At 43.2% G+C, this 26,508-nt stretch carries 15 protein-coding genes; 5 read left to right on the top strand and 10 right to left on the bottom strand.

Annotated features, from left to right (window positions below):
- The first annotated feature begins 54 nt into the window (after nt 1–54).
- From secA to carB, 5 genes are all read left to right on the top strand, one after another.
- Complete coding sequence (gene secA / locus F0226_RS08450; protein WP_171735235.1) at nt 55–2,790, top strand: preprotein translocase subunit SecA; 2,736 nt, start codon at nt 55–57, stop codon at nt 2,788–2,790.
- 96 nt (nt 2,791–2,886) lie between these two features.
- Nucleotides 2,887–3,285 carry an 8-oxo-dGTP diphosphatase MutT gene (gene mutT / locus F0226_RS08445; protein ID WP_171735234.1) on the top strand — a complete coding sequence of 133 codons (399 nt, stop codon included), beginning with the start codon at nt 2,887–2,889 and terminating at the stop codon, nt 3,283–3,285.
- An 88-nt stretch (nt 3,286–3,373) separates the two neighbouring features.
- Entirely contained in the window at nt 3,374–4,198 is an 825-nt protein-coding gene (dapB, locus tag F0226_RS08440) for a 4-hydroxy-tetrahydrodipicolinate reductase (RefSeq protein ID WP_171735275.1), read from the top strand.
- A 502-nt stretch (nt 4,199–4,700) separates the two neighbouring features.
- Nucleotides 4,701–5,840, top strand: a complete 1,140-nt coding sequence (gene carA, locus F0226_RS08435) for a glutamine-hydrolyzing carbamoyl-phosphate synthase small subunit (RefSeq protein ID WP_171735233.1) — start codon at nt 4,701–4,703, stop codon at nt 5,838–5,840.
- A 16-nt stretch (nt 5,841–5,856) separates the two neighbouring features.
- Nucleotides 5,857–9,087: a carbamoyl-phosphate synthase large subunit gene (gene carB / locus F0226_RS08430; RefSeq protein ID WP_171735232.1), complete on the top strand. Its 3,231-nt coding sequence runs from the start codon at nt 5,857–5,859 to the stop codon at nt 9,085–9,087.
- Between the two features lie 112 nt (nt 9,088–9,199).
- Here the strand turns inward: carB and F0226_RS08425 are convergent, their stop codons facing one another.
- The 10 genes from F0226_RS08425 to gltB (F0226_RS08380) form a co-directional block, all read right to left on the bottom strand.
- Complete coding sequence (locus F0226_RS08425; protein ID WP_171735274.1) at nt 9,200–9,793, bottom strand: NAD(P)H-dependent oxidoreductase; 594 nt, start codon at nt 9,791–9,793, stop codon at nt 9,200–9,202.
- Between the two features lie 190 nt (nt 9,794–9,983).
- Entirely contained in the window at nt 9,984–10,604 is a 621-nt protein-coding gene (locus F0226_RS08420) for a TRIC cation channel family protein (protein ID WP_171735231.1), read from the bottom strand.
- A gap of 71 nt (nt 10,605–10,675) precedes the next feature.
- The gene (btuF, locus tag F0226_RS08415; RefSeq protein WP_216606580.1) at nt 10,676–11,521 is read right to left on the bottom strand and encodes a vitamin B12 ABC transporter substrate-binding protein BtuF; all 846 of its coding nucleotides are present in this window, start codon (nt 11,519–11,521) and stop codon (nt 10,676–10,678) included.
- 1 nt (nt 11,522) lies between these two features.
- A complete protein-coding gene (locus tag F0226_RS08410; protein ID WP_171735230.1) occupies nt 11,523–12,476 on the bottom strand; it encodes a cobalamin biosynthesis family protein in 954 nt (317 codons plus the stop codon).
- A gap of 11 nt (nt 12,477–12,487) precedes the next feature.
- Nucleotides 12,488–13,198, bottom strand: a complete 711-nt coding sequence (mtnN, locus tag F0226_RS08405; RefSeq protein ID WP_171735229.1) for a 5'-methylthioadenosine/S-adenosylhomocysteine nucleosidase — start codon at nt 13,196–13,198, stop codon at nt 12,488–12,490.
- A gap of 132 nt (nt 13,199–13,330) precedes the next feature.
- Nucleotides 13,331–13,759 carry a DUF1499 domain-containing protein gene (locus F0226_RS08400; protein WP_171735272.1) on the bottom strand — a complete coding sequence of 143 codons (429 nt, stop codon included), beginning with the start codon at nt 13,757–13,759 and terminating at the stop codon, nt 13,331–13,333.
- 110 nt (nt 13,760–13,869) lie between these two features.
- Nucleotides 13,870–15,282, bottom strand: coding sequence for an FAD-dependent oxidoreductase (locus F0226_RS08395; protein WP_171735228.1), 1,413 nt, complete (start codon nt 15,280–15,282; stop codon nt 13,870–13,872).
- 17 nt (nt 15,283–15,299) lie between these two features.
- Nucleotides 15,300–19,763, bottom strand: a complete 4,464-nt coding sequence (gltB, locus tag F0226_RS08390) for a glutamate synthase large subunit (protein WP_171735227.1) — start codon at nt 19,761–19,763, stop codon at nt 15,300–15,302.
- 421 nt (nt 19,764–20,184) lie between these two features.
- Nucleotides 20,185–21,654 carry a glutamate synthase subunit beta gene (locus F0226_RS08385; protein ID WP_171735226.1) on the bottom strand — a complete coding sequence of 490 codons (1,470 nt, stop codon included), beginning with the start codon at nt 21,652–21,654 and terminating at the stop codon, nt 20,185–20,187.
- Nucleotides 21,654–26,201 (bottom strand): glutamate synthase large subunit, encoded by a 4,548-nt coding sequence (gene gltB, locus F0226_RS08380; RefSeq protein ID WP_171735225.1) that lies wholly within the window; start codon nt 26,199–26,201, stop codon nt 21,654–21,656. Before gltB (F0226_RS08380) ends, F0226_RS08385 begins: the two co-directional genes overlap by 1 nt.
- Nucleotides 26,202–26,508 lie beyond the last annotated feature (307 nt).

The following is a 26,508-nucleotide window of genomic DNA, read 5'->3' as shown; positions in this document are numbered from 1 at the left end:
AACGGCATTTTAACCAGATCGTACTCGGTCTGAGAACGAAGAGATTCCTAGCACATGATTACTAAGCTGCTGACAAAGGTAATTGGCAGTCGCAATGATAGAACACTGCGCCGCCTGAAAAAAATCGTAAAAGAAATTAATAACTACGAGCCAACATTTGAAGCTCTATCTGATGAAGAGTTGAAGAATAAAACCGTTGAATTTAGAGCTCGTATTGAAAAAGGTGAAAGCCTAGATCAGCTACTTCCAGAAGCATTCGCAACAGTTCGTGAAGCGTCTAAACGTGTATATGGCATGCGTCATTTCGATATGCAGCTTGTCGGTGGCATGGTACTTAATGCTGGTCAAATTGCAGAGATGCGTACTGGTGAAGGTAAAACGTTAACTGCAACTCTTCCTGCTTATTTGAATGCCTTGCCAAGTAAAGGTGTTCATGTTGTTACAGTGAATGACTACCTAGCAAAACGTGATGCTGAAACTAACCGCCCATTATTTGAATTCTTAGGTATGACGGTTGGCGTCAATGTGCCAAATATGCCGCCACCGGAAAAGAAAGAAGCGTATTTAGCTGATATTCTATACGGAACAAATAATGAATTTGGTTTCGATTACCTACGTGACAATATGGCTTTCCGAGCGGAAGACCGAGTTCAGCGTGAGCGCTTTTTTGCAGTAGTCGATGAAGTCGATTCTATTTTAATCGATGAAGCTCGTACTCCTTTGATTATTTCAGGACCTGCTGAAGATAGCTCTGAGCATTACACCCGCATCAATGTTTTGATTCCTCATCTTGAACGCCAAGATAAAGAAGATTCTGAAGAGTACCGTGGCGATGGTCACTACACGATGGATGAAAAATCGAAGCAAGTTCATCTGACTGAAACTGGTCAAGAATTTGTTGAAGAATTAATGGTGAAAAATGGCTTAATGGAAGAAGGGGATACATTGTATTCACCGGCTAATATTAGCTTATTGCATCACGTTAATGCCGCTTTACGTGCTCATGTTCTTTTTGAAAAAGACGTCGATTACATCGTTACTGAAGAAGGCGAAGTGGTTATCGTTGATGAACACACTGGTCGTACAATGCCAGGTCGTCGTTGGTCTGAAGGCTTACATCAAGCTGTAGAAGCTAAAGAAGGCGTGAAGATCCAGAATGAGAACCAAACTTTAGCATCTATTACCTTCCAGAACTTTTTCCGTCTTTACGAGAAACTGTCAGGTATGACAGGTACAGCAGATACAGAAGCATTTGAATTTCAGTCTATCTACGGTTTAGAAACGGTAGTTATCCCTACAAACCGCCCAATGGTACGTGATGATATGCCTGATGTGGTATATCGTACCGAAGAAGATAAGTTCAATGCGATCATTGAAGATATCAAAGAACGTGTTGAGAAAGGTCAACCAAGCTTAGTTGGTACTGTTTCGATTGAAAAGTCAGAACTACTTTCTAATGCACTTAAGAAAGCAAAAGTTAAACATAACGTACTAAATGCGAAATTCCATGAAATGGAAGCTGAAATTGTTGCACAAGCTGGTACGCCAGGGGCTGTAACGATCGCAACTAACATGGCAGGTCGTGGTACCGATATCGTGTTAGGTGGCAGCTGGCAGTCTGAAGTTGATAAGTTAGAAAACCCAACTAAAGAACAGATTGAGCAGATTAAAGCTGACTGGAAAGTTGTACACGATAAAGTATTAGAGTCTGGTGGTTTGCATATCATTGGTACTGAGCGTCATGAATCTCGTCGTATTGATAACCAGCTACGTGGTCGTTCTGGGCGTCAAGGTGATGCAGGTTCTTCACGTTTTTACTTATCTATGGAAGATTCACTACTTCGTATTTTTACTTCAGATCGTATGGCAGGACTTATCCAGAGTGGTATGGATGAAGGTGAAGCGATTGAAAGCCGCATGCTTTCGCGTTCTATTGAAAAAGCACAGCGTAAAGTTGAAGGGCGTAACTTCGATATTCGTAAACAGCTATTAGAATATGATGATGTAGCCAATGACCAACGAAAAGTGGTTTACGAGCTACGTGATGAGCTGATGAGTGCTGATGATATCAGCGACATGATCGAGCAGAATCGTTTTGATGTATTTACAGCAATTCTTGATGAATACATCCCGCCACAATCTTTAGAAGATATGTGGGATATTCAAGGTCTGCAAGAGCGTTTGAAGAATGACTTTGATTTAGATTTCCCAATTCAAACTTGGTTAGATGAAGACGATAAGCTTTATGAAGAAGCATTACGTGAAAAGATTCTAGCGACTGCTGTTGAAGTGTATAAAGAGAAAGAGCAAATTGTTGGTGAGCAAGTTCTACGTAACTTCGAAAAATCAGTAATGCTACAAACGTTAGATGGGCTTTGGAAAGAGCATTTGGCTGCGATGGATCACTTGCGTCAAGGTATCCATCTGCGCGGTTATGCTCAAAAGAACCCAAAACAAGAGTATAAGCGTGAATCTTTTGAGTTATTTGAAGGTTTATTAGATGCTCTGAAAACAGATGTGGTGACTATTCTTTCAAAAGTTCGAGTCCAGCAACAAGAAGAAGTTGAGAAAATGGAAGCTCAACGTCAAGCTCAGGCTGAAGAAGCGGCTCGCCGTGCTCAAGCTCAACATGCTTCAGCTCAAAATCAGTTATCGGATGGTAGCAGTGAAGAAGTTGCTGACGGTTCACATCAACCAGTAGTTCGTGATGAGCGTAAAGTTGGTCGTAATGAACCATGTCCATGTGGAAGTGGTAAAAAATTCAAGCAATGTCACGGTCAAATTAACTAATTAGAACCGTATTCATTGGTATGAAATAGAAAGAGTCGCTTAGGCGGCTCTTTTTTTAACCAAAATTAAGTCAAGTTACTTAAAGTAGAGAGAGTAATGAAACGAATTCATATAGTTGCAGGGATCATATTCAATTCTGATAAATCAGAAGTGTTTATTACGAAACGTCCAGATAACCTTCATAAAGGGGGTTTTTGGGAGTTTCCTGGAGGGAAAGTTGAAGCTGGTGAAAGTATTGAGCAAGCAATGAGTCGTGAGCTTGATGAAGAGATTGGTATATCTGTCACAGCTCAATCGTTATTTGAACATTTAGAATTTGATTATCCTGAAAAGTCATTGAAGTTTGATTTTATCTTGGTGACAGGGTTTGAAAATGAGCCATATGGGAAAGAAGGTCAGCAAGGAAAGTGGGTTAAGGTTTTTGATTTAGCTTCGTATTCGTTCCCTGAAGCAAATTTACCTATTTTGGAAAGAGTTGTAAAAGAGTTCTCTTAATGACTAGCCTCAAGTTACGAATGTTGTTAATTTAATTGAATCGTAAAAACAAAAATGCTTGTTACTTTTAACAGTCATTAAATCAAATATGGAGATAGATGCAGTGGTAAGAATTGCAATTGCAGGAGCAGCAGGTCGCATGGGGCGTAATTTAGTTAAGGCTACCCATCAAAATCCTAATGCGAACGTAGGATCTGGATCTGAACGTCCTGAGTCATCATTGGTTGGTGTTGATGTTGGTGAACTCTGCGGAGAAGGGCATTTTAATATAGCTATTGTTGACGATCTATCTAAAGCCGTAGCAGATTTTGATGTCATTGTTGATTTCACTGCACCAGTAAGTACTTTGGCTAATATTGAATTGTGTAAACAGCATGGCAAGAAGTTAATTATTGGTACGACAGGCTTTTCTGACGAAGAGAAGCGAGTCATTGATTCTGCTGCTAAAGAAATCTCCATTGTTATGGCTCCAAACTACAGCGTGGGGGTGAACCTAGTATTTAAGCTACTAGAGAAAGCGGCTAAAGTGATGGGTGATTATAGTGATGTGGAAATTGTAGAAGCACATCACCGCCATAAAGTCGATGCACCATCTGGTACGGCGATTGGAATGGGCGAAGCGATAGCTGGGGCTATGGGTAATAACTTGAACGATGTTGCCGTTTGGTCTCGTGAGGGTATTACTGGTGAGCGAACTAAAGATGAAATCGGTTTTGCGACAATTCGTGCGGGCGATATCATCGGTGAGCATACTGCAATGTTTGCTGATATCGGTGAGCGAGTCGAGATCACTCATAAAGCAACAGACCGAATGACTTTTGCTAATGGGGCAATCAAGGCGGCAGTTTGGTTAAACGACAAACCCGCAGGTTTTTATACCATGACAGATGTCCTTGGTTTAAACGACCTATAAATAGATATTTATGCGCTGGCAAGTGCCGGCGCTTTCTTTATTCGCTGTGTTTACCTTAATAGTCCCCCTTTCTTAATCTTCAATTTATTCTCTTTCCCCTGTTTATTTAGCTTATGTTTGTTGTGTGTTTTGCTTGTTTGGTTGTTATTTTTCGTTAAAACCTTTAAATCCCCATCTTTACCTTTGTATTTATCGATTGCGTTTTTTGGATGTTATTTTTCTCGCTCGATAATGAGTGAAAATTAGAGGGTAAAATTATAAAATCGTAATGTTCGTATTAATTGAGCTCTAAAGTTGGGTTTTTGAAGCTTTGGTTGGGTAAATTGAATTAGTCGTGACAAATGTTTAATTTCTTTCTCGTTAAATGTTGACACATATCACGCAGATCACTAAAATACCGCCAATTTGTCTAATTTCCATAAACACGCACTAATGGGTGTTGCAGGAAGGTAGATTTGCAAATTAAATCAATTTTAATGCATTTTTATTTCTGGAGGTTGTCTTGAAGAAGTCAGCACTACTTGTCCTAGAAGATGGGACAGTATTTCACGGTGAAGCCATCGGCGCGGTCGGTTCTGCAGTTGGTGAAGTCGTTTTTAATACCTCGATGACGGGGTACCAAGAAATCCTCACTGATCCTTCCTATTCTCAACAAATCGTTACCCTTACTTATCCTCACATTGGCAATACCGGAACCAATTCCGAAGATGAAGAATCCTCTTCAATCCATGCTCAAGGCCTTGTGATTCGCGATCTCCCTCTAATCGCTTCTAACTTCCGTAATGAACAATCTCTTTCTGATTATCTAAAGTCGCAAAACGTTATTGGTATTGCAGACATTGATACTCGTAAGTTGACGCGTATCTTACGTGAGAAAGGCGCGCAAAACGGTTGTATTGTTGCGGGTAACAATCTTGATGAGGCTTTAGCGCTAGCTAAAGCAAAAGAATTCCCTGGCCTGAAAGGTATGGACCTTGCGAAAGAAGTTACAACAAAAGAAGCGTATCAATGGAAACAAGGTTCGTGGACGCTTACGGGTGGACTTCCTGAAGCGAAAGCAGACTCTGAATTGCCATACCACGTTGTTGCTTATGACTTCGGTGCAAAACGAAATATCCTGCGAATGCTTGTTGACCGCGGCTGCCGCCTAACGGTTGTTCCTGCTGAAACTTCAGCTGAAGAAGTACTAGCAATGAATCCAGACGGTGTATTTCTTTCAAATGGTCCTGGTGACCCAGAACCATGTACTTACGCAATTGAAGCGACAAAAGTGTTCCTAGAAAAAGGCTTGCCAATTTTCGGTATCTGTCTAGGTCACCAGATTCTTGCTCTTGCGTCAGGCGCTAAGACAGTGAAGATGAAGTTTGGCCACCACGGTGCAAACCACCCGGTTAAAGATTTAGATCGTGATGTTGTGATGATTACTTCACAAAACCACGGCTTCGCTGCTGACGAAGATACGCTTCCAGAGACATTACGAGCGACTCATAAGTCTCTATTTGATGGTTCTCTACAAGGTATCCACCGTACAGATAAACCAGCATTTAGCTTCCAAGGTCACCCAGAAGCAAGCCCAGGTCCAGAAGATGCGGCGCCGCTATTCGACCACTTCATTGAATTAATTAAACAGCACACAGCGTAATCCGGAGTAGTAGATAATGCCAAAACGTACTGACATTAAAAGTGTTCTAATTCTAGGTGCTGGTCCGATTGTTATCGGCCAAGCATGTGAGTTTGATTACTCTGGTGCTCAAGCTTGTAAAGCACTTCGCGAAGAAGGCTACCGAGTTATTCTTGTAAACTCGAACCCAGCGACAATCATGACTGACCCAGACATGGCAGATGCAACTTACATCGAGCCAATCCAATGGGAAGTGGTTCGCAACATCATCGCTAAAGAGAAGCCAGATGCAGTTCTACCGACAATGGGCGGCCAAACTGCACTTAACTGTGCGTTAGATTTAGAAAAATACGGCGTACTTGAAGAGTTCGGCGTAGAGATGATTGGCGCAACTGCTGACGCTATCGATAAAGCTGAAGACCGCTCTCGTTTTGATAAAGCAATGAAATCGATTGGTCTTGAGTGTCCAACGGCTGATACAGCGAAAACGATGGAAGAAGCTTACAAAGTTCAAGAAATGGTTGGTTTCCCTTGTATCATTCGTCCATCGTTTACGATGGGTGGTACAGGCGGTGGTATCGCTTATAACAAAGAAGAATTTGAAGAAATCTGTCGTCGTGGTTTGGACTTGTCTCCAACCAACGAACTTCTAATTGATGAGTCACTTATCGGTTGGAAAGAGTACGAGATGGAAGTGGTACGTGACAAAAACGACAACTGCATCATCGTATGTGCGATTGAAAACTTTGACCCTATGGGTATTCACACTGGTGACTCGATCACAGTGGCTCCAGCTCAAACGCTAACAGACAAAGAATACCAACTAATGCGTAACGCTTCTCTAGCGGTACTGCGTGAGATTGGTGTTGAAACGGGTGGTTCAAACGTACAGTTTGGTATCAACCCGAAAGATGGGCGTATGGTTATCATCGAGATGAACCCACGTGTATCTCGTTCTTCTGCACTTGCTTCTAAAGCAACAGGTTTCCCAATCGCTAAGATTGCAGCGAAACTGGCTGTTGGCTTTACGCTAGACGAGCTAATGAATGACATCACTGGTGGCGCAACACCAGCATCATTCGAACCAACAATCGATTACGTAGTCACTAAGATTCCTCGTTTTAACTTCGAGAAATTTGCAGGTGCTAACGACCGTCTAACGACGCAAATGAAGTCGGTTGGTGAAGTTATGGCTATCGGCCGTAACCAACAAGAATCTCTACAGAAAGCACTTCGCGGTCTAGAAGTTGGCGCAACTGGTTTTGACGAAATGGTCGACCTAGATGCAGCTGACGCTCTAACGACGATTCGCCATGAGCTTAAAGAAGCTGGTTCTGACCGCATTTGGTACATCGCAGATGCTTTCCGTGCTGGTATGTCAGTTGATGGTGTATTCAACCTAACGCAAATTGACCGTTGGTTCCTAGTTCAAATCGAAGACATCGTAAAACTAGAGCAAGAACTTAAAGCGAAAGGCTTTGCTGGTCTGAATAAAGACGAGCTAATGAAGCTTAAGCGTAAAGGTTTTGCTGATGCTCGCCTGTCTAAGATTCTAGGTGTGGCTGAAAGTGAAATTCGTCGTCTACGTGACCAGTACGATATTCACCCAGTTTACAAGCGCGTAGATACGTGTGCGGCTGAGTTCTCTTCTGATACGGCTTACATGTACTCATCTTACGATGACGAATGTGAATCGAACCCAACAGACAAAGAGAAAATCATGATCTTAGGCGGCGGTCCAAACCGTATCGGTCAAGGTATTGAATTCGATTACTGTTGTGTACATGCCTCTCTAGCACTACGTGAAGATGGGTACGAAACAATCATGGTTAACTGTAACCCTGAAACAGTTTCGACAGACTACGATACGTCTGACCGCCTGTACTTTGAACCAGTAACTCTGGAAGACGTACTTGCAATCGTTCGTGTTGAGAAGCCAAAAGGCGTTATCGTTCAGTACGGTGGTCAAACACCACTGAAACTGGCTCGTGAGCTTGAAGCTGCTGGCGTACCAATCATTGGTACTAGCCCAGACGCAATCGACCGTGCAGAAGACCGTGAGCGTTTCCAAGTTGCTGTTGACCGTCTTGGTCTTCTACAACCAGAAAACGCGACAGTAACAACAATGGAGCAAGCGGTAGAGAAATCTCGCGAAATCGGCTTCCCATTGGTTGTTCGTCCTTCTTATGTTCTTGGTGGTCGTGCGATGGAAATCGTATACGACGAGCAAGACTTACGTCGCTACTTCAACGAAGCTGTCAGTGTTTCAAACGAATCTCCAGTACTACTTGATAGCTTCCTCGATGATGCAATTGAAGTAGACGTTGATGCGATTTGTGACGGTGAGCGCGTTGTTATTGCGGGTATCATGGAGCACATCGAGCAAGCAGGTGTTCACTCAGGTGACTCAGCATGTTCTCTTCCTGCTTACACGCTAAGCCAAGAAATCCAAGACGTAATGCGTGAGCAAGTTGAAAAGCTAGCGTTCGAGTTGGGTGTTCGTGGTCTAATGAATACGCAGTTTGCTGTTAAGAACAACGAAGTGTACCTAATCGAGGTTAACCCTCGTGCAGCACGTACAGTACCGTTCGTATCGAAAGCAACAGGCGCAGCAGTCGCTAAGATTGCAGCTCGTGTTATGGCGGGTCAATCGTTAGAGTCTCAAGGCTTTACGAAAGAAATCATCCCACCATACTACTCAGTGAAAGAAGTTGTTCTTCCGTTCAACAAATTCCCTGGCGTTGACCCACTATTAGGTCCAGAAATGCGCTCTACTGGTGAAGTTATGGGTGTTGGTGCAACGTTTGCTGAAGCATACTCTAAAGCTGAATTGGGTTGTGGCAACATCTACCCAGAAGGCGGCCGTGCACTTCTTTCTGTTCGCGAAGGCGACAAAGAGCGTGTTGTTGACCTAGCATCTAAGTTATCTAAGCTTGGTTACCAACTAGACGCAACACACGGTACTGCAGTTATCCTTGGCGAAGCGGGTATCAACCCACGTCTAGTAAACAAGGTACACGAAGGTCGTCCTCACATTCTTGACCGCATTAAGAACAACGAGTACACGTACATCGTGAACACTGCGGCTGGCCGTCAAGCGATTGAAGATTCTAAAGTTCTTCGTCGTGGTGCATTGGCTGAGAAAGTTAACTACACGACTACGCTAAACGCTGCATTCGCGACTTGTATGGCGCACACTGCAGACGCGAAAACGTCAGTCACTTCAGTTCAAGAACTACACGCACAAGTGAAAGCTTCATTAGCTTAATCACTTAGCCGATAATATTTATACTATTGAAAGCCCGCTCATTTGAGTGGGCTTTTTCTTTTGAGGTGTGTGCAAATGAAGAAAGAGAAAGAGAGCAAGGAGAGGTATTCAATTATTTAGATTGCTTGCTTTGAAGAAAAAACGTTTCGGTAATCTGGGCTATACGTTGGCCGAAGTAGAAGCCTGTATTTAGGTCATTACTATCAATAGCACTCTCAGTTTTATTTAAGCTTGCCACTAACCCGATACTTGAACCAGTACGATTTAACCCTAGGTTATCCGTATGTTTTGATACATCTAATCCTACCCAAATCATTCCGTGTTGACTCGCTAACGTAAAAAAACTAAATAACGTTTGCTGCTGCTCACCATTTAAACTTCCCCCACTAGTAAAGCCCGCTGCGAGCTTATTTCGCCATGCTTTCGCACAGTAATTTTCGCTACTGGCATCCATGAAGGCTTTAAATTGGGCTGCTGGTGAACCCATGTAGGTTGGGGAGCCAAATACAATCGCTGCACAGTTATTTAACTGTTCTAGTTTGTAATGATTGGTATAGCGACCTTCAATAATTTCTTCTGGCAAAATTTCAATGACTAACGGAGATAACTGGCTTTTGCTAGTGACGCCCTCTGCGATAGTTCCTGCTAATAGCTTCGTTGTACCTGTTTTAGAGAAAAAAACGATACCGATTTTATCATTCATAATTAACGCTCTCTTCGGCTGAGGTTGTTATTGTTTTAATAAGGTAAATTATTTACTAAAGATTGTTAAGTCAAATTAATTGAACTCAAATAATAACGAAGTTGGTAAATAGTCGGCTGTTTTGTGGGGGGATGGTAGAAGAAGTACTATTGATTCGATATAAAAAAGGCTCTTACAAAAGAGCCTTAATACATCATTTATTGATAGCAAATGTCGGAAGAGATAAATGCCAACGTATCGCACCTAATCGGATGATTAGAGTAGATAGCACGCCGGAGATAAAGGCGCTGGAATTATCATAGCCCATTGTTAACGCTGTGGTATGAAAGGCACCGCCCACGATACAAGCCGTGGCATATACTTCGCTCCGTAAGACCATTGGTACTTCACGAGCGAGTACATCTCGTATTATGCCACCACCACACCCTGTAATGACGCCCATAATTATCGCCACCAAAGCTGAATCTTGGTAGGAAAGTGCTTTCTCAACACCAATACCGACAAAAACCGCAAGTCCAATGGCGTCACAGACAGGAAGAATCCACCATGCTAAACGCTTAGGACGTCTAATAATGATCATCGTTATGAGGCATGTCGTTAGAATGACCCAAAGGTATGTAGTGTCTGTTATCCAAAAAACAGGGGTAGCACCCAATGCCATATCTCGAATCGTGCCGCCGCCAATAGCTGTGACACTTCCTAACACGGCGACACCAAATGGGTCCATTTTTAGCCGACCCGCTAAAATTACACCAGATATAGCGAAAATAGCAGTGCCAAATAAATCAATAAAATAAAGCAGCATGGAATCCATGATACTAGCGCTCTTATAAAAGTTGTGGGAACAGGTAGAGCGCGAATTGTACGAAAATTTTCAGGAAAAAGTTAGCGATTTTGGCGAGCTTTATCAAAGTAATCGCACACTTGCCCAATAGCTTTCAAAGTTCGGTCTGTTGGGCGGTTAATCCAGTCTGAATTAAGGGACCAAATTTGATTTTTATTGATGGCTGGGATTTCATCTTTCCATCCTTCCCACATATTTCCATTCTCTATGGCATGTTGGGATGTAAAGATGACTTCGGGCTTATTAATCACAACTTGTTCAATACTTACTTGAGGATAGGGTGAGCCGCTCGATTCAAATATGTTTTCACCTCCGCAAAAATCAAATACCTCGCTTGGCCAATTACCTTTTGCAACCGTGATAATAGGTTTTTCGCTCAGTTGATAGAAGTAGCGAACAGGTTCTGCATTTTGGTATTTCTCTTTTAGAGTTTGAATGCTGTCTCGGTAGTTTTGAGCATTCTTTTCTCCAATTTCTGGGTTACTGGCATATTGGCTTAACTGTTCAATATTGTTGGCAATGTTATCGAGCGTTTTTGTTTTTGAATAGTAAATTTCAAAACCAAATTGTTCGAGTTTTGCCAATTCTCTCGGAGGGTTTCCAGCTGGCCAAGCCAAAATAAGATCAGGTTGTAGCGCGATTATTTTTTCGACTTTAATGCCTTGGTAGTTGGCGACTTTTTCTAGTTTAGCGGCTTCTTCGGGATAATCACTGTGCTCACTAACCGCAATCAATTTATCTCCAAGACCAGCAGCGTAGGCAAGTTCAGTTGCATGTGGAGCAAGGCTGATCACTCGCTGAGCAGGTTTTATATCTTGGGCGGCAAAAGAAGAAGTGGAGGTGCTTAATGTAAATACAGTAGCAAGTAATACAGGATGAAAATTCAATTTATATGCCTTGATGGATAACGAGTAAAATGACGCTTTGAATAAGAACCCACGCCATTATTCTCCAAGCGAGTAGCTTTTGGAGTTGAGATAGGTGCAAAGCTGATGGTGCGATGCGACCGCCTAACTTTGCACGTACAGATTTGGTGTCGTTATAGATTGCAGGTCCGCCGAGTGATAATTCTAATTTATTGCCTGCCGCAGTGATTAACCAAGCGGGCCCCGGTAGTGGCCATGATTTACTCTGAGTAAGCATCGAGCTAAAGGTATGGCTAGCTTTAGTACCGAATACAATCATCAGGGCAAACATGCGTAAGGGAATAAAATCTAAAACGGCAACGACTTTAGTTATCGTAAGTCCAAAAGGAGAAAACTGACGTCGACTTGGTGACCAGGCTCTTGCAAGTTCAGCGGTGAGTCTGTACATCAACGCCGCAATACCACCGCCAATGGCATACCAGAAAAGAACACAGATAACATTTCGACCATAACCCATAATGATGGTTTCGGCCCCTGCTTTGCCTAACCCTAAAATGGAGAGAGTTTCTGTTTGACGGTTAACTATTGGTGCCAATAACTCGCGAGCCTTGTTTTTATCTTGTTTGCCTAATGCTCTGATTAGCTGATTTGCCAGTTTTTCATTATTGCGCCAATCGATAGCGAGAAGCAGTAAAGCAAGCTCAAAAAGTTGTGGTTGCCACATTAGTGGTTTGAGTGCGACTAAAGTAATCAAAGCAGGGAAGCACATGAGTAACCATGCCATAGAACCGGACAATAAGCTTTGTGAGTAACTTTGGTTCTTATTAACTTTGCTAGCTAGCAGCTCTGCAAATTTATGCCAGAGGGTAGTAGGGTGTGCGGCATACGGGATGGGTAAAATAAGATGAAATAGCAGTGCTCCCCACATGACGAGGAGCACTCCATTTGCAAATACTTGATCGAACAGTGCTTGCATGGTTTGGGCGCTTACTTAAGTAGTTCAACCATTTTCAGAACCATGTCTGAAGAGCTTTGAGCCGCAAGAGGTAGAAACTCTTCAAAACTCATTGGAGATTCTTTGTCTGCGACATCTGAAATTGCACGTACTACAACAAATGGTACTTGGAATTGATGACAAACTTGAGCAATGGCTGATGCTTCCATTTCAACAGCGATAACTGAAGGGAAGTGCTTGCGGATGAAGTCTTGGCGCTCCGGTGTACATACGAAAGCATCGCCAGTACAAATTAAACCACGAACAGCGTGAACATTATTTCCTTCAGAAAGGGAAATCTGAGTTAGCGCTTTTTCAGCAACCGCCATCAGCTTTTCGTCGGCTTTGAATGCGGCTGGTTGACCTGCCATTTGACCGATTTCATAGCCGAATGCTGTTACATCTGCATCGTGGTGGCGAACTTCTGTTGAGATAACCACATCGCCTAAGTTTAGGCTAGAATCAAAGCCACCAGCAGAGCCAGAGTTGATGACAACATCCGGTTGGTATTCACTCAATAAGATAGAAGTACCAACAGCTGCCGCTACTTTACCAATACCAGACTGTAGCAATACAACGTCAACACCATTTAGCTGCCCAGAAAAGAAAGTACAACCACCTTTGTTTACTTCGTTCATGTCAGTAATAGCTGCTTTTAGGATCGCAACTTCTTGTTCCATTGCGCCAATGATGCCGATTTTCATGTGTAATCTCTTTAAAATAGTAGAACAGTAGACCGAAATTGTAGCATGGAAAAGAAGTGGCTAGCGACTGCTCAAAGGACTTCTCGATGACATTCAATCTTCTTGTCTTGGTAAGTGAAGAATAAGGTGAGTCTACTTGATTAGATTCGCGGCTTTTAATGACTCTCTAAGCTGCTCTGCACGCTTTCGGTTTACACCGAAATCTGAGTGTCCAGTGCGAGATTCAGAGCGAACGAGGAGCTCTCCATCCGCTACCTTTAACTCAAGATCGTCGACAAAACGCATAATTAAACTGGTGTTTTCGATACGCAAATAATTGTCCGTTTTTTCTGCTGTTTTTGATCTCGGTAGAACAAGGGCTACAGCCTCAATTTTATCTAATGTAGCCGTTTCGGAAAGAGTAAATGCTGCCAAAGCATGCTGTTCACGGTCATCTTGAGTTGAAACGCAGTTTGGTTTATCACCACAAGGTGAGGATGTTCTGTCTGCCATTGTTGAAACTCCTTGGCTGCATGCCGTTAAGCCGAAAAGTGTGATAGTTAGGAGAGCGGTTTTTTTCATGATTTTTGCCATGTTTGTACTCACTGTTTTTATTGTGATTTGTTATTTACAGTAAAAAGGATCCATTAATGGATCCTTGTAATAATAACCGAGATACAGATAAAGTGAATTTATACTTCTAAGAAATCTAGTATCCCTTCTGCTGCTTTTCGTCCTTCATCAATGGCCGTTACAACAAGGTCTGAACCTCTTACAGCATCACCACCAGCAAAGATTTTTTCATTACTGGTTTGATACTGGAACTCTTGTTTGTCAGGGGCTTTAATTCTTCCCCACTGGTCTAAATCAACACCGAATGGTTCAAGCCATTCCATTTTATGAGGTTGGAAACCAAATGCCATTATTACAGCATCAGCTGGCAGAATGTGCTCACTTCCGGCTACTGGTTCGGGTCTGCGGCGACCTGCTTTGTCAGCCTCACCAAGTGCTGTTTTCACCACTTTTACACCAGTGACCTTTCCACTACTATCAATTTCTAAGCTTAAAGGCTGCAAATTGAACATGAAATTTACGCCTTCTTCTTTAGCATTTTTTACTTCACGGCGAGATCCTGGCATGTTGGCTTCATCACGGCGGTATGCACATATAACGTGTTCAGCTTTTTGACGAATAGAGGTTCGGACACAATCCATAGCGGTATCACCACCACCAAGTACCACCACTTTTTTACCCGCCATATCGACAAAGGGCGTAGGGCTTGTTAAGTCCATAACCTTGTAAGTATTTGATATTAAAAAAGGGAGTGCATCATATACACCAGGGGCGTCTTCGTTCTCTAAACCTGCTCGCATATTCTTGTAAGTGCCTACGCCAAGGAAAACGGCATCGTAGTCATCTATTAAGGTTTTGAGTTCGACATCTTTACCCACATCCACATTCATTTGGAATTCAACACCCATATCGGTGAAAATGCGACGTCGGTTTTCCATCACGCCTTTTTCTAATTTGAACGATGGAATACCAAAGGTGAGCAGCCCCCCAATTTCAGGGTAACGATCAAAGACCACGGGTTTAACTCCGTTTCGGACCAGTACATCGGCAGCGGCAAGCCCTGCGGGACCGGCACCAATTATTGCGACTTTTTTATCAGTCCACTCAACTTTAGACATGTCTGGTTTCCAGCCCATTTCAAAAGCTTTATCGGTAATGTACTTTTCAATATTACCAATAGTGACCGCACCAAAATCATCATTTAATGTACAAGAACCTTCACATAGACGATCTTGTGGGCAAACACGTCCACAAACTTCAGGGAGGCTGTTAGTTTGGTGGGACAGCTCAGCAGCTTCAATGATGCGCCCTTCATTAGCGAGTTTTAGCCATTGGGGGATGTAGTTGTGGACTGGGCACTTCCATTCACAATACGGGTTGCCACAATCTAAACAGCGATCAGCTTGAGCTGTTGCTTGCTGTTTAGTGAAAGGTTCGTATATTTCGACGAACTCAATCTTACGAAGTTTTGTCGGCTTTTTAGCTGGGTCTACGCGTCCAACATCAATAAATTGGTAAACATTCTGGCTCATATTTTGGTTCCTTCCAATTATTGTGCTTGTACACGTAATTCTGCAGTACTGCGGCTTTGGTGGCCTAGTAATGTATTGAGATCTGCAGTCTGAGGTTTAACTAGGTAGAACTTAGGAATCCATTCATCAAAGTTCGCAAGAATATTTTCAGCGTGACTAGATCCTGTCTCTTCAAGATGTTCGGCAATTAAGCCACGTAAATGCTCTTGGTGAATCGCTAAGTCTGAAAGCGCAATGGCATCGACAGACTCATTATTGACACGTCCTTCGAAGTCATTGTTTTGGTCAAGCACGTAAGCGAAGCCTCCAGTCATTCCGGCTCCGAAGTTAACGCCTGTTGCTCCAAGGATGGCAACAATACCACCTGTCATATACTCACAAGCATTATCGCCCGCACCTTCAATTACGGAGATTGTTCCCGAATTTCTTACTCCAAATCGTTCACCAGCGGTACCGGCAGCAAACAGTTTTCCGCCTGTAGCACCATACAAACAGGTATTGCCGATAATAGTGGCTTCGTTACAGACAAAAGCCGTGCCTAAGTGTGGTTTGATAACAATTTTGCCACCTGCCATACCTTTACCGACATAATCATTGGCATCACCAGTGAGATAAAGCTCTACTCCACCAGCATTCCAAACCCCAAACGACTGACCAGCGGTACCATCTAGATGGAGTTTTATCGGTGCGGCTGCCATGCCTTGATTACCGTATCGTTTGGCAATTTCTCCAGAGATCCTTGCGCCAAGTGAGCGATCAGTATTGATCACATGATAGTAGAGATTCGTTGATTGCTTGTTCTCTATTGCGCTTAGTGCATCATCCAAAATTCTTTGATTGAGCTCTGCTTTATCAAACGGGGCATTTGGTTCAGTCCAGAAAACAGGGTGTCCCTCAGGTGAAACTGGAGATTCTAAGATCCCAGATAGATCGAGCTTACTTTGTTTTGCTGTTAAGCCTTGGACTGCTTCAAGTAAATCTGTTCGACCAATAAGATCGGTCAGCTTTTCGACGCCTAACTCGGCGAGGTAACCACGTACTTCATCAGCAAGACCTGTGAAGTAATTAACGACCATATCTGGAAGACCTTTGAAGTAATCTCGACGTAAAGTTTCATCTTGAGTCGCTACACCTGTCGCGCAGTTATTTAAGTGACAAATTCTTAAGAACTTACAACCCATCGCTACCATAGGAGCGGTACCAAACCCAAAACTTTCAGCGCCTAGGATGGCTCCTTTTATTACATCGAGACCTGTTTTTAAGCCGCCATCAACTTGTAATCGAATTTTATGGCGCAATCCATTCGCAACGAGTGCTTGTTGGGTTTCAGCTAATCCTAATTCCCAAGGGCATCCTGCGTATTTAACTGAGGTCAATGGGCTTGCTGCGGTCCCACCGTCATAACCGGAAATAGTAATAAGATCGGCATAAGCTTTCGCTACGCCAGTTGCTATGGTGCCAACGCCTGGTTCAGAGACGAGCTTCACAGAGACTAAAGCTTTAGGGTTCACTTGTTTTAAATCGAAAATCAACTGCGCTAAATCTTCAATCGAATAGATATCATGGTGAGGAGGAGGGGAGATCAAGGTAACCCCTTGTACTGAATAGCGAAGCTTAGCGATTTCCGCCGTGACTTTATGACCCGGAAGTTGCCCGCCTTCACCTGGTTTAGCACCTTGCGCGACTTTAATTTGCAGTACATCCGCGTTGGTGAGGTAGTGTGGTGTGACTCCAAATCGACCTGATGCAATTTGTTTAATTCGAGAGTTACGTTCAGTGCCAAAGCGACGAGGATCTTCTCCGCCTTCACCTGAATTTGAGTAGCCACCTAGTCGGTTCATCGCTGTTGCTAGCGCTTCATGAGCTTCAGGGCTTAATGCGCCAATAGACATGGCAGCAGAATCAAACCGTTTAAATAATTCAGTACTGGGTTCGACTTTCTCTAGTGTTAAGGGGACGTCGGATTTCTTTAAGGTCATGAGATCACGCAGCATCGCTGCTGGACGAGAATTCACATTCTCAGCAAATGTTTGGTAATCAGAAGCATCACCTGAATTTACGGCAGTTTGTAGAGTGCTGACCACATCAGGGTTATAAGCATGGTATTCACCACCATGAACGTACTTAAGTAGCCCACCATGTTCTATGGGTTTGCGTTTCGTCCAAGCTTTACGTGAAAGGTTAAAGATATCTTGCTGGAAATCATCAAAGCTAGCGCCTTGAATTCGAGTCGTCACCCCTTTAAAGCACAGTTCTACGACATCGGAATGCAGCCCAACAGCTTCAAATAAATGTGAACATCTATAAGAGGCGATGGTTGAGATACCCATTTTCGACATGATCTTATATAAGCCTTTATTAATGCCATTTTGGTAATTTTGCATGACATCGCGGTAGGCTTTTTTCAGAGCACCATCATCAATAATTTTCCCCAACGTTTCATACGCTAAATACGGGTAAACGGCTGTTGCACCAAAGCCAAGTAGTACGGCAAACTGGTGAGGATCTCTTGCGGTCGCGGTTTCTACAATGATGTTTGCATCGCAGCGTAAGTTGGTTTCAGCAAGGCGAGTTTGCACCGCACCGACTGCCATGGCTGCTGGGATTGGCAGTTTCCCTTTTTCTAGGTTCTTATCTGAAAGCACTACAAGCACAGTACCATCGCGAACCACTTTTTCTGCTTGATCGCATAATTTAATAATGGCTTGTTGAAGATCTTTATCATCAGGACTGTAATTAATATCTAAAATGGTATGACGGTAATGCTTATCACTTAATTCCAGCAATTGCTTCATATCTGAATACAATAACACTGGTGAATTGAAGGCGACTCGATACGCGTGTCCATCTGTTTCGCAAAACACATTCATTTCTTGACCAATACTGGTGGCAAGTGACATGACATGTTTTTCACGGAGTGGATCTATCGGTGGGTTTGTAACTTGAGCAAACTTTTGTCTGAAGTAGTCTGTAACTAAGCGTTCTTTAGAAGAAAGGACAGCCATAGGCGTATCATCACCCATAGATCCAACGGCTTCTTGCCCCATATCTCCCAGTACATGCAATACTTGATCGACTTCTTCATTACTCATCGCAAACTGTTTTTGATAGGTATTGAGTTGATCAGAGTCGAAGCTACGCGACCCTACTTGTTCATCATCGAGATCAGAAAACGGCGTGAGTTTATGGACATTATTTTCCATCCATTCTTTATATGGGTGTCGACCTTTTAGATCATTGTCAATCTCGCTGGATTGCCACAGTTTTCCACGGCGAGTATCCACTACCAGTAACTCACCAGGTCCTACTCTACCTTTTTCGGCTACCTCATCAGGTGCGTAATTCCAAATACCAACTTCAGAAGCAAGTGTAATGAGATTATCTTTTGTGATGACATAGCGAGCAGGTCTTAGGCCATTTCGGTCTAAATTACATGCTGCGTAGCGTCCATCAGATAATACGATTCCTGCAGGTCCATCCCAAGGCTCCATATGTTTGGAGTTAAAATCATAGAAAGCTCGAAGATCTGGATCCATGTCTGGGTGATTTTGCCAAGCTGGCGGAACGAGCATTCTCATCGCTCGGAATACGTCCATGCCTCCCGCTAAGAAAAGATCGAGCATATTATCAAGACTAGAAGAATCTGAGCCTGTCTCATTAACAAAGGGTGCTGCGGTTTGAAGATCTGGAAGTAAAGGTGAAGAAAATTTGTAAGCGCGAGCTCTTGCCCATTGGCGGTTACCTTCTATGGTATTAATTTCACCATTATGTGCTAGGTAACGAAATGGTTGAGCGAGTGGCCAGCGTGGTTGTGTATTAGTAGAGAAACGTTGGTGGAATAAGCAAATGGCTGATTCCATGCGTAAGTCTGCAAGATCGAGGTAAAATCGTGGAAGATCGGCAGGCATACATAAACCTTTGTAGACTATGACTTGTGTCGATAGGCTACAAATATAGAATTCTTTATCTTCAATTATCTGTTTTTCAATTCTACGACGCGCTATATATAAACGTCTTTCGATATCTCTTTCTCGCCACCCGGCAGGCGCGGAAATAAACACTTGCTCGATATTGGGTACAGAGTCTTTAGCGATAGGACCTAGAACATCGGTATTGGTTGGAACTTGTCGCCAACCTGCTACTGTGAGTGTTTCTTGGGCAAGCTCTTTGTTGATAATATTACGAGTGGCTTCGGCTTTTATAGGATCTTGGCTAAAGAACACCATACCTATAGCGTATTGCTTACCGAGTTTAAATCCGTTTTCATCGGCTATAAGTCGGAGGTATGAATCAGGCTTTTGTAGCAATAAGCCACAGCCATCTCCTGTTTTACCATCAGCGGCAATACCACCACGGTGAGTCATACGATCTAGTGCAGAAATCGCAGTACGTACCAGCTTGTGGCTAGGCTGACCTTCCATTTGCGCGATTAAACCAAACCCACAGTTGTCTTTCTCAAGACTTGGATCATATAGAGCCATTGCAATTCTCCCTTTTGCTTTTCTGTCATCCTGACAGTAAATGACTAACTATCTACTGCAGTTGCTTACTCATATGGAGCTTACAACATCATAAAGTTAGCTTTTAACGTTATTGAAATTGGTATTATTTGTTATTGATTTATTTTTCACCGATCAACAACGTATAGCTAATGATGAAAAAGGTCAAGTTTGCGGTTGATTATCATGCAATAAGGGGAATAGCCATCGAATAGTCTGAACTAAATTCGATAGATCAAAGGGATAGGCATTTATTTATTACATTTATTTAACATGTCTGAGTGGTGATTGAGAGAGGATAGGTGAAAAAAAGGCTAGCATCGAGTGCTAGCCAAATATAAAAGTTTAGGAAGGGTGTTGCATTTTCTCTAAGCAAGCATATGAAATACTTGCCTGAGAAATATTATGCGGAAAGCATTAATGAATCAGCTTTCGCTTCTAAGTTTGAATTACCCATTAAGAAGTCATCAATGGCAATTGCACATTCACGGCCTTCATTAATACAACGAACAACAAGTGATTGACCTGTGCGCATATCGCCAGCTGCAAATACGCCTTTTTGGCTAGTTGCAAAACCTTGTGTTGCCACATTGCCACGATCATCAAGTTTGATGTCAAGTTGAGCAAGTACACCTGTTGGTTCTGGATGTAAGAAGCCCATTGCTAGGAATGCCATATCACAAGGGATAACACGTTCTGTATTGGCGACTTCTTCAAAACCTGGGCGTTCACCTGGTTTTGCGTCTTGCCATACAATGTCAGCAATACGTAGACCTGTGACTTCGCCTTTATCGTTACCGATAAATTCTTTGGTCAGGATATTCCAGTGACGTTCACAACCTTCTTCATGAGAAGTGGTTGTTTTCATGATCATTGGAAACTGAGGCCAAGGCATGTTAGCAGGACGCTTCTCTGGTGGGATCGGCATGATCTCAACCTGAGTAATACTGGCTGCTTTATGGCGGTTTGAAGTACCCACACAGTCAGAACCAGTATCACCACCACCGATAACCACAATGTGCTTATCTTTAGCGTGAATCTCTTCTGTCTGAAGGTCTAAGTTGTTCGCTCGGCGGTTGTTTTGACCAAGGAATTCCATGGCAAAATGAACGCCTTTGAATTCACGACCTGGGATTGGTAAGTCACGAGGTACAGTAGAGCCACCAGTGAGTAGAACGACATCAAACTCTTGACGAAGCTGTTGAGCATTAACATCAACACCAATGTGTTGGTTTACTTTAAACTCAACACCAGCATCAGCCATCATGTCGATTTTACGATCGATGACATCCATACCTAGTTTGAAATCAGGAATACCGAAACGCAGTAGACCACCAACTTTTTCGTCACGTTCAAATACCGTTACTGTGTGACCAGCACTGTTTAGCTGCTCAGCAGCGGCTAAACCAGCAGGACCAGAACCAATAATCGCAATAGTTTTACCAGTGCGAGAACGTGGTGTTTTTGGTTTTGCGTACCCTTCACGGTACGCAGTTTCTACAATGGTTTTTTCGATATTACAGATTGTGATTGGATCTTGGTTAATGCCAAGTACACATGCGCTTTCACAAGGAGCAGGGCATACACGACCTGTAAATTCTGGGAAGTTGTTTGTAGAACTTAGGATGTTCCAAGCTTCTTCCCAGCTGTCGCGGTAAACCGCATCGTTGAATTCAGGAATGATGTTACCAATCGGACAACCGTTGTGACAGAAAGGGACACCACAATCCATGCAACGAGACGCCTGAGTACCGATCTTTTCACCAAATTCTTCGTTAAGTACGAATTCTTTGTTGTCTTCGATACGAACTGATGGGTCGAGCTTCTTTGGAAGCTCACGACCGTGTTCTAAAAATCCAGTAGGCTTACCCATTATACTGCCTCCATTTCTTCCGTTTGTGCCTGTTGTGCTTCAGCCTTGCGCTTTTGAAGTACCGCTTTGTAATCACGTGGCATTACTTTAACCAGTGATTGAATACTTACTTCAAAGTTGTCTAGGAAAGACTTAGCAACTTCACTTCCTGTGAATTCAACGTGCTTAGTTAGCATTTCTTTTAGCAGAGCTTTATCTTCTGCTTCGATAGGATCTAGGTCGACTAATTCGGCATTCAGCTTAGATTCGAAATCACCAGCCTTATCCCAAACATACGCCACACCACCACTCATACCAGCCGCAAAGTTACGACCTGTAGAGCCAAGGATTACCGCTACACCGCCAGTCATGTATTCACAACCGTGGTCACCAACGCCTTCTACTACAACCTTCGCTCCTGAGTTACGAACACAGAAACGCTCGCCAGCCATACCGCGGATGTAAGAATCACCGGATGTCGCGCCGTAGAAACAAACGTTACCTACAACGATGTTGTCTTCAGCAATAATTGAAGATTTTGCATCTGGATAAAGCACTAAAGTACCGCCTGATAAACCCTTACCCCAGTAATCGTTCGCGTCGCCTTCTACTTCGAATTTCACACCTTTCGCAAGGAATGCACCGAATGACTGACCTGCACTGCCGTAGAACTTAACGTTCATTGGTTTAGGTAAACCTTGGTCTTTGTAGACTTTAGAAATTTCGTTAGACAGCATCGTACCCGCAGAGCGGTCCGTGTTGATGATAGGGAACTCAGCGTTAACGGCTTCACCTTTTTCAAGTGCTGGAATGGCAGCTTGAATCAACTTGCGGTCTAGAACATCTTCTAGGTTATGGTTTTGCTGTGTTTGGTTGTAAATACCATCGCCTTCACGTGCTGGTTCAATGTGTAGAACCGGCGTTAGGTCTAGGTTTTTGTATTTCCAGTGACCGATGTCTTCACGAACTTTTAGCTTGTGAGATTGACCAACCATTTCTTGAATTGTGCGATAGCCAAGTTCTGCCATCACTTCACGTAGACCTTCAGCCATGTACTGGAAGAATGTCACTACGTCTTCTACGCGACCGTCAAAACGTTCACGAAGTGTTTTGTTCTGTGTTGCGATACCAACTGGGCAAGTGTTTTTGTGACACTTACGCATCATGATACAGCCTTCAACAACCAATGCTGCTGTTGCTACGCCCCATTCTTCAGCACCAAGTAGCGTTGCAACTGCAAGGTCACGAGGAGTCTTCATCTGACCATCAGACTGAACAACGATACGGTTACGTAGACCATTCTTCAGTAGTGTTTGGTGAGTTTCCGCTAGACCTAGCTCCCAAGGCAGACCGGTATGACGGATAGATGACATTGGAGATGCACCTGTACCACCATCAAAACCTGCAATAAGTACTACGTCAGCTTTCGCTTTCGCAACACCTGATGCGATAGTACCAACACCTGCTTCCGAAACGAGCTTCACGTTTACACGGCCCGCGCGGTTTGCGTTCTTCAGATCGTAGATTAGCTGAGCCAAATCTTCGATTGAGTAGATATCATGGTGTGGCGGTGGTGATATTAGACCAACACCCGGAGTCGAGTGACGTGTCGCACCGATCCAATCATCAACTTTATCACCAGGTAATTGACCACCTTCGCCAGGTTTTGCACCTTGTGCCATCTTAATCTGAAGTTCATCAGCATTAGATAGGTAGTAAGAAGTTACACCAAAACGACCTGAAGCAACTTGTTTAATTGCTGAACGTTCCCAATCGCCATTTTCTTTACGCTCAAAACGAACTGGGTCTTCACCACCTTCGCCTGAGTTAGATTTAGCACCGATACGGTTCATTGCAACAGCAAGTGTTGAGTGCGCTTCGTGTGAGATAGAACCAAAGCTCATCGCACCTGTAGCAAAACGCTTAAGAATACTCTCAATAGGTTCAACTTCCGCTAGAGGAATAGAACCTGCTGGATTTTTGATGAATGCTAGTTGGCTACGCAGTGTTGCTGCATTATCGCCTTGGTCATCAACGGCTTTCGCGTACTTTTTGAATTGAACGTAATCTTTGTTACGAGTTGATTCTTGAAGTAGAGAAATTGTTTCTGGGTTGAATAAGTGTTTTTCACCACGTTGTTTCCACTGGTAAACACCACCAACATCGAGAACTTGTACTGGGATTTCACGTGTCGGGTAACCAACACGGTGACGAACTAGTACTTCTTTTGCTATGTCATCAATCGTCAAACCTTGGATACGAGAAACCGTGCCCGTGAAGTATTTTTCAACTACAGATTTGCTAATACCTAGAGCTTCAAAAATTTGAGCGCCGTGGTAAGACTGAAGTGTAGAGATACCCATCTTCGAGAAGATCTTAAGAAGACCGCCATTAACACCTTTACGGTAGTTATCGAATAATTCTTCTGCTGAAGTATTTGGGTCAAGCTTCTTAGTACGCTGAAGATCAATGATCGTTTCAGTGACTAGGTATGGGTTAACTGCGTTAGCACCATAACCGACTAAGGTTGCAAAGTGGTGCGTTTCACGAGCGTCGCCAGTCTCTACTACGATGTCACACTTCGCACGTAAACCTTTACGGATTAGGTGGTGGTGAACAGCGCCAACAGCCAGCATTGCTGGAATAGCTGCGTGGTTAGAGTTAACTGCACGGTCAGTTAGAAGAATGATTGAGTAACCATCGATTACTGCATCTTCGGCATACTGACAAATACGCTTAAGAGCACGTTCAAGTTTGCCTTCTTCTTCACTTGCACGGAAAACGATATCTAGCGTCTTAGCTTGTAAGTGCTCGTTATCGATAGCGCGAAGCTTTTCAAGTTCAGCATTTGAAAGTACTGGAGATTCCAATTCTACTTTCTGACAGTGTTCTGGCGTTTCAGCCAGTAAGTTCTGATCTTTACCTAGGTAAGTGTTCAGAGACATAACCATGCGCTCACGAATCGGGTCGATCGGCGGGTTAGTTACTTGAGCAAACAGCTGCTTGAAGTAGTTCGATAGATGCTGTGATTGGTGCGAAAGAATCGCTAGTGGCCAATCGGCACCCATTGCAGAAAGTGGTTCATAACCTGTCTTCGCAAGAGGAACGATAATTTCGTTCACTTCTTCAGAGCTCACACCAAACGCTTGTTGGTGGTGCATCAGCTTTTCAGGAGAAGGTTGGCTGTGTGCATTATCTGCTTCAGGCAATTCTTTCAAGCTTAATAGGTTATCTTTAACCCATTGCTCGTATGGCTGTGAGTTAGCAATGCCATCTTTCACTTCTTCATCAGAAATGATACGACCTTGCTCTAGGTCTGCAACAAAGATACGACCAGGTTGCAGGCGACCACGGAACTCTACGTTCTCTGGTTCAATTTCTACAACGCCAGATTCAGAAGCCATCACAAGGAAGTCATCTTTGGTCACTGTGTAACGAGAAGGACGTAGACCGTTACGGTCAAGTGTTGCGCCAACTTGAACACCATCAGTGAAACATACAGAAGCCGGGCCATCCCAAGGTTCCATTACATTCGCGTGGTACTGATAGAACGCACGACGAGTTGGATCCATGTTTTTGTTTTCTTGCCATGCTTCAGGGATCATCATCATCAACGCATGTGGCAGGCTTCGACCAGAAAGAACTAGGAGCTCTAATGCCATATCAAAGTTAGATGAATCTGAGCTACCTTCCTGACAAATTGGAAGAAGCATGTCGATTTCAGCTTTTGTGAAAAGATCAGATTCAATGATCGCTTCACGTGCCTTCATCCAGTTCAAGTTACCACGAACCGTATTGATTTCGCCGTTATGAGCGATGTAACGGAATGGTTGAGCTAGACGCCAGCGAGGGAATGTATTTGTTGAGAAACGAGAGTGAACGAGCGCGAGTGCCGTTACCATCGTTGGGTTTTGAAGGTCTAAGAAGTATTGAGGAACTTGTTCCGTCGTTAACTGACCTTTGTAAACTAGAGTCTTATATGACATTGAGTTGATGTAGAAATCATCGCCAATGTTCGACACACTTTCTAAACATACACGAACCGTGTAGTTACGAAGTACGTAAAGTTTACGCTCTAGTTCTTCTGGAGTGGTACTTGGACCACCAGAAATGAATACGTGTTCAAATTGAGGTTCAGTGCTTAATGGATCTGCACCAATCATCGAATTGTCAGTAGGTAATTCACGGTAGCCTAAAACTTCAAGTTCTAGACGTTGAGCATTACGTTCAAGAATATCACGACACTGTGCGCGCTTATGTTCATCTTTAGGGAAAAGTACAACACCAACACCATACTTTTCAAAAGAAGGCAGCTTAATACCAAGCTTAACCGACTCTTCAAGTAAAAATTCATGGGGCTTTTGTAGCAAGATACCTGCGCCATCACCAGAGCAAGGATCACAACCTTGACCACCACGGTGTTCCATACGCGCTAGCATATCGAGGGCTTGAGTTACTACATCATGAGATTTACGGTTTTTTAGGTGAGCTACAAAACCGATACCACACGCATCATGCTCCAATTCAGGAGTATACATGCCCTGCGCACTCTGCTCTCTATCTACCATAGATACATCCTTCCAGTTTATTCTAGGCACAACTCCGCTTAAATACAGATGATGAGCCTTGTCCTTTTATATTTATGAATCTAAAACTGACTCTTGGTGAGACAGTTTGAGTCCTTTCCGTATCTCGCAGGAAATATTTTGCGAGAAAAACAATCCTTAGTGATATCCGTTTAATTAGAGCCACAAACTAGTGGTTTATATAGATGGGAGGTGGATATCACCGACTTATTGGCAAATAAGATGTGTAACTTAAATCACAAAAATCACCAATATGTGTAAGTATCCTACAATTTTGTTTGGGTGAATT

Origin of the sequence: Vibrio sp. 99-70-13A1 (assembly GCF_013114625.1) — a bacterium.
Lineage (GTDB): Bacteria > Pseudomonadota > Gammaproteobacteria > Enterobacterales > Vibrionaceae > Vibrio.
Note: the sequence above shows the minus strand (reverse complement) of the source record. Positions and strands in the feature narration are given on the sequence as shown.

Excerpts from the sequence above, each read along its gene's own strand:
- F0226_RS08410 (WP_171735230.1), bottom strand. The coding sequence starts at position 12,476 with ATGCAAGCACTGTTCGATCAAGTATTTGCAAATGGAGTGCTCCTCGTC.
- mtnN (WP_171735229.1), bottom strand. The coding sequence starts at position 13,198 with ATGAAAATCGGCATCATTGGCGCAATGGAACAAGAAGTTGCGATCCTA.
- gltB (WP_171735225.1), bottom strand. The coding sequence starts at position 26,201 with ATGGTAGATAGAGAGCAGAGTGCGCAGGGCATGTATACTCCTGAATTG.
- mutT (WP_171735234.1), top strand. The coding sequence starts at position 2,887 with ATGAAACGAATTCATATAGTTGCAGGGATCATATTCAATTCTGATAAA.
- secA (WP_171735235.1), top strand. The coding sequence starts at position 55 with ATGATTACTAAGCTGCTGACAAAGGTAATTGGCAGTCGCAATGATAGA.
- dapB (WP_171735275.1), top strand. The coding sequence starts at position 3,374 with ATGGAGATAGATGCAGTGGTAAGAATTGCAATTGCAGGAGCAGCAGGT.
- carB (WP_171735232.1), top strand. The coding sequence starts at position 5,857 with ATGCCAAAACGTACTGACATTAAAAGTGTTCTAATTCTAGGTGCTGGT.
- gltB (WP_171735227.1), bottom strand. The coding sequence starts at position 19,763 with ATGGCTCTATATGATCCAAGTCTTGAGAAAGACAACTGTGGGTTTGGT.
- F0226_RS08400 (WP_171735272.1), bottom strand. The coding sequence starts at position 13,759 with ATGAAAAAAACCGCTCTCCTAACTATCACACTTTTCGGCTTAACGGCA.
- F0226_RS08395 (WP_171735228.1), bottom strand. The coding sequence starts at position 15,282 with ATGAGCCAGAATGTTTACCAATTTATTGATGTTGGACGCGTAGACCCA.
- F0226_RS08420 (WP_171735231.1), bottom strand. The coding sequence starts at position 10,604 with ATGGATTCCATGCTGCTTTATTTTATTGATTTATTTGGCACTGCTATT.
- F0226_RS08385 (WP_171735226.1), bottom strand. The coding sequence starts at position 21,654 with ATGGGTAAGCCTACTGGATTTTTAGAACACGGTCGTGAGCTTCCAAAG.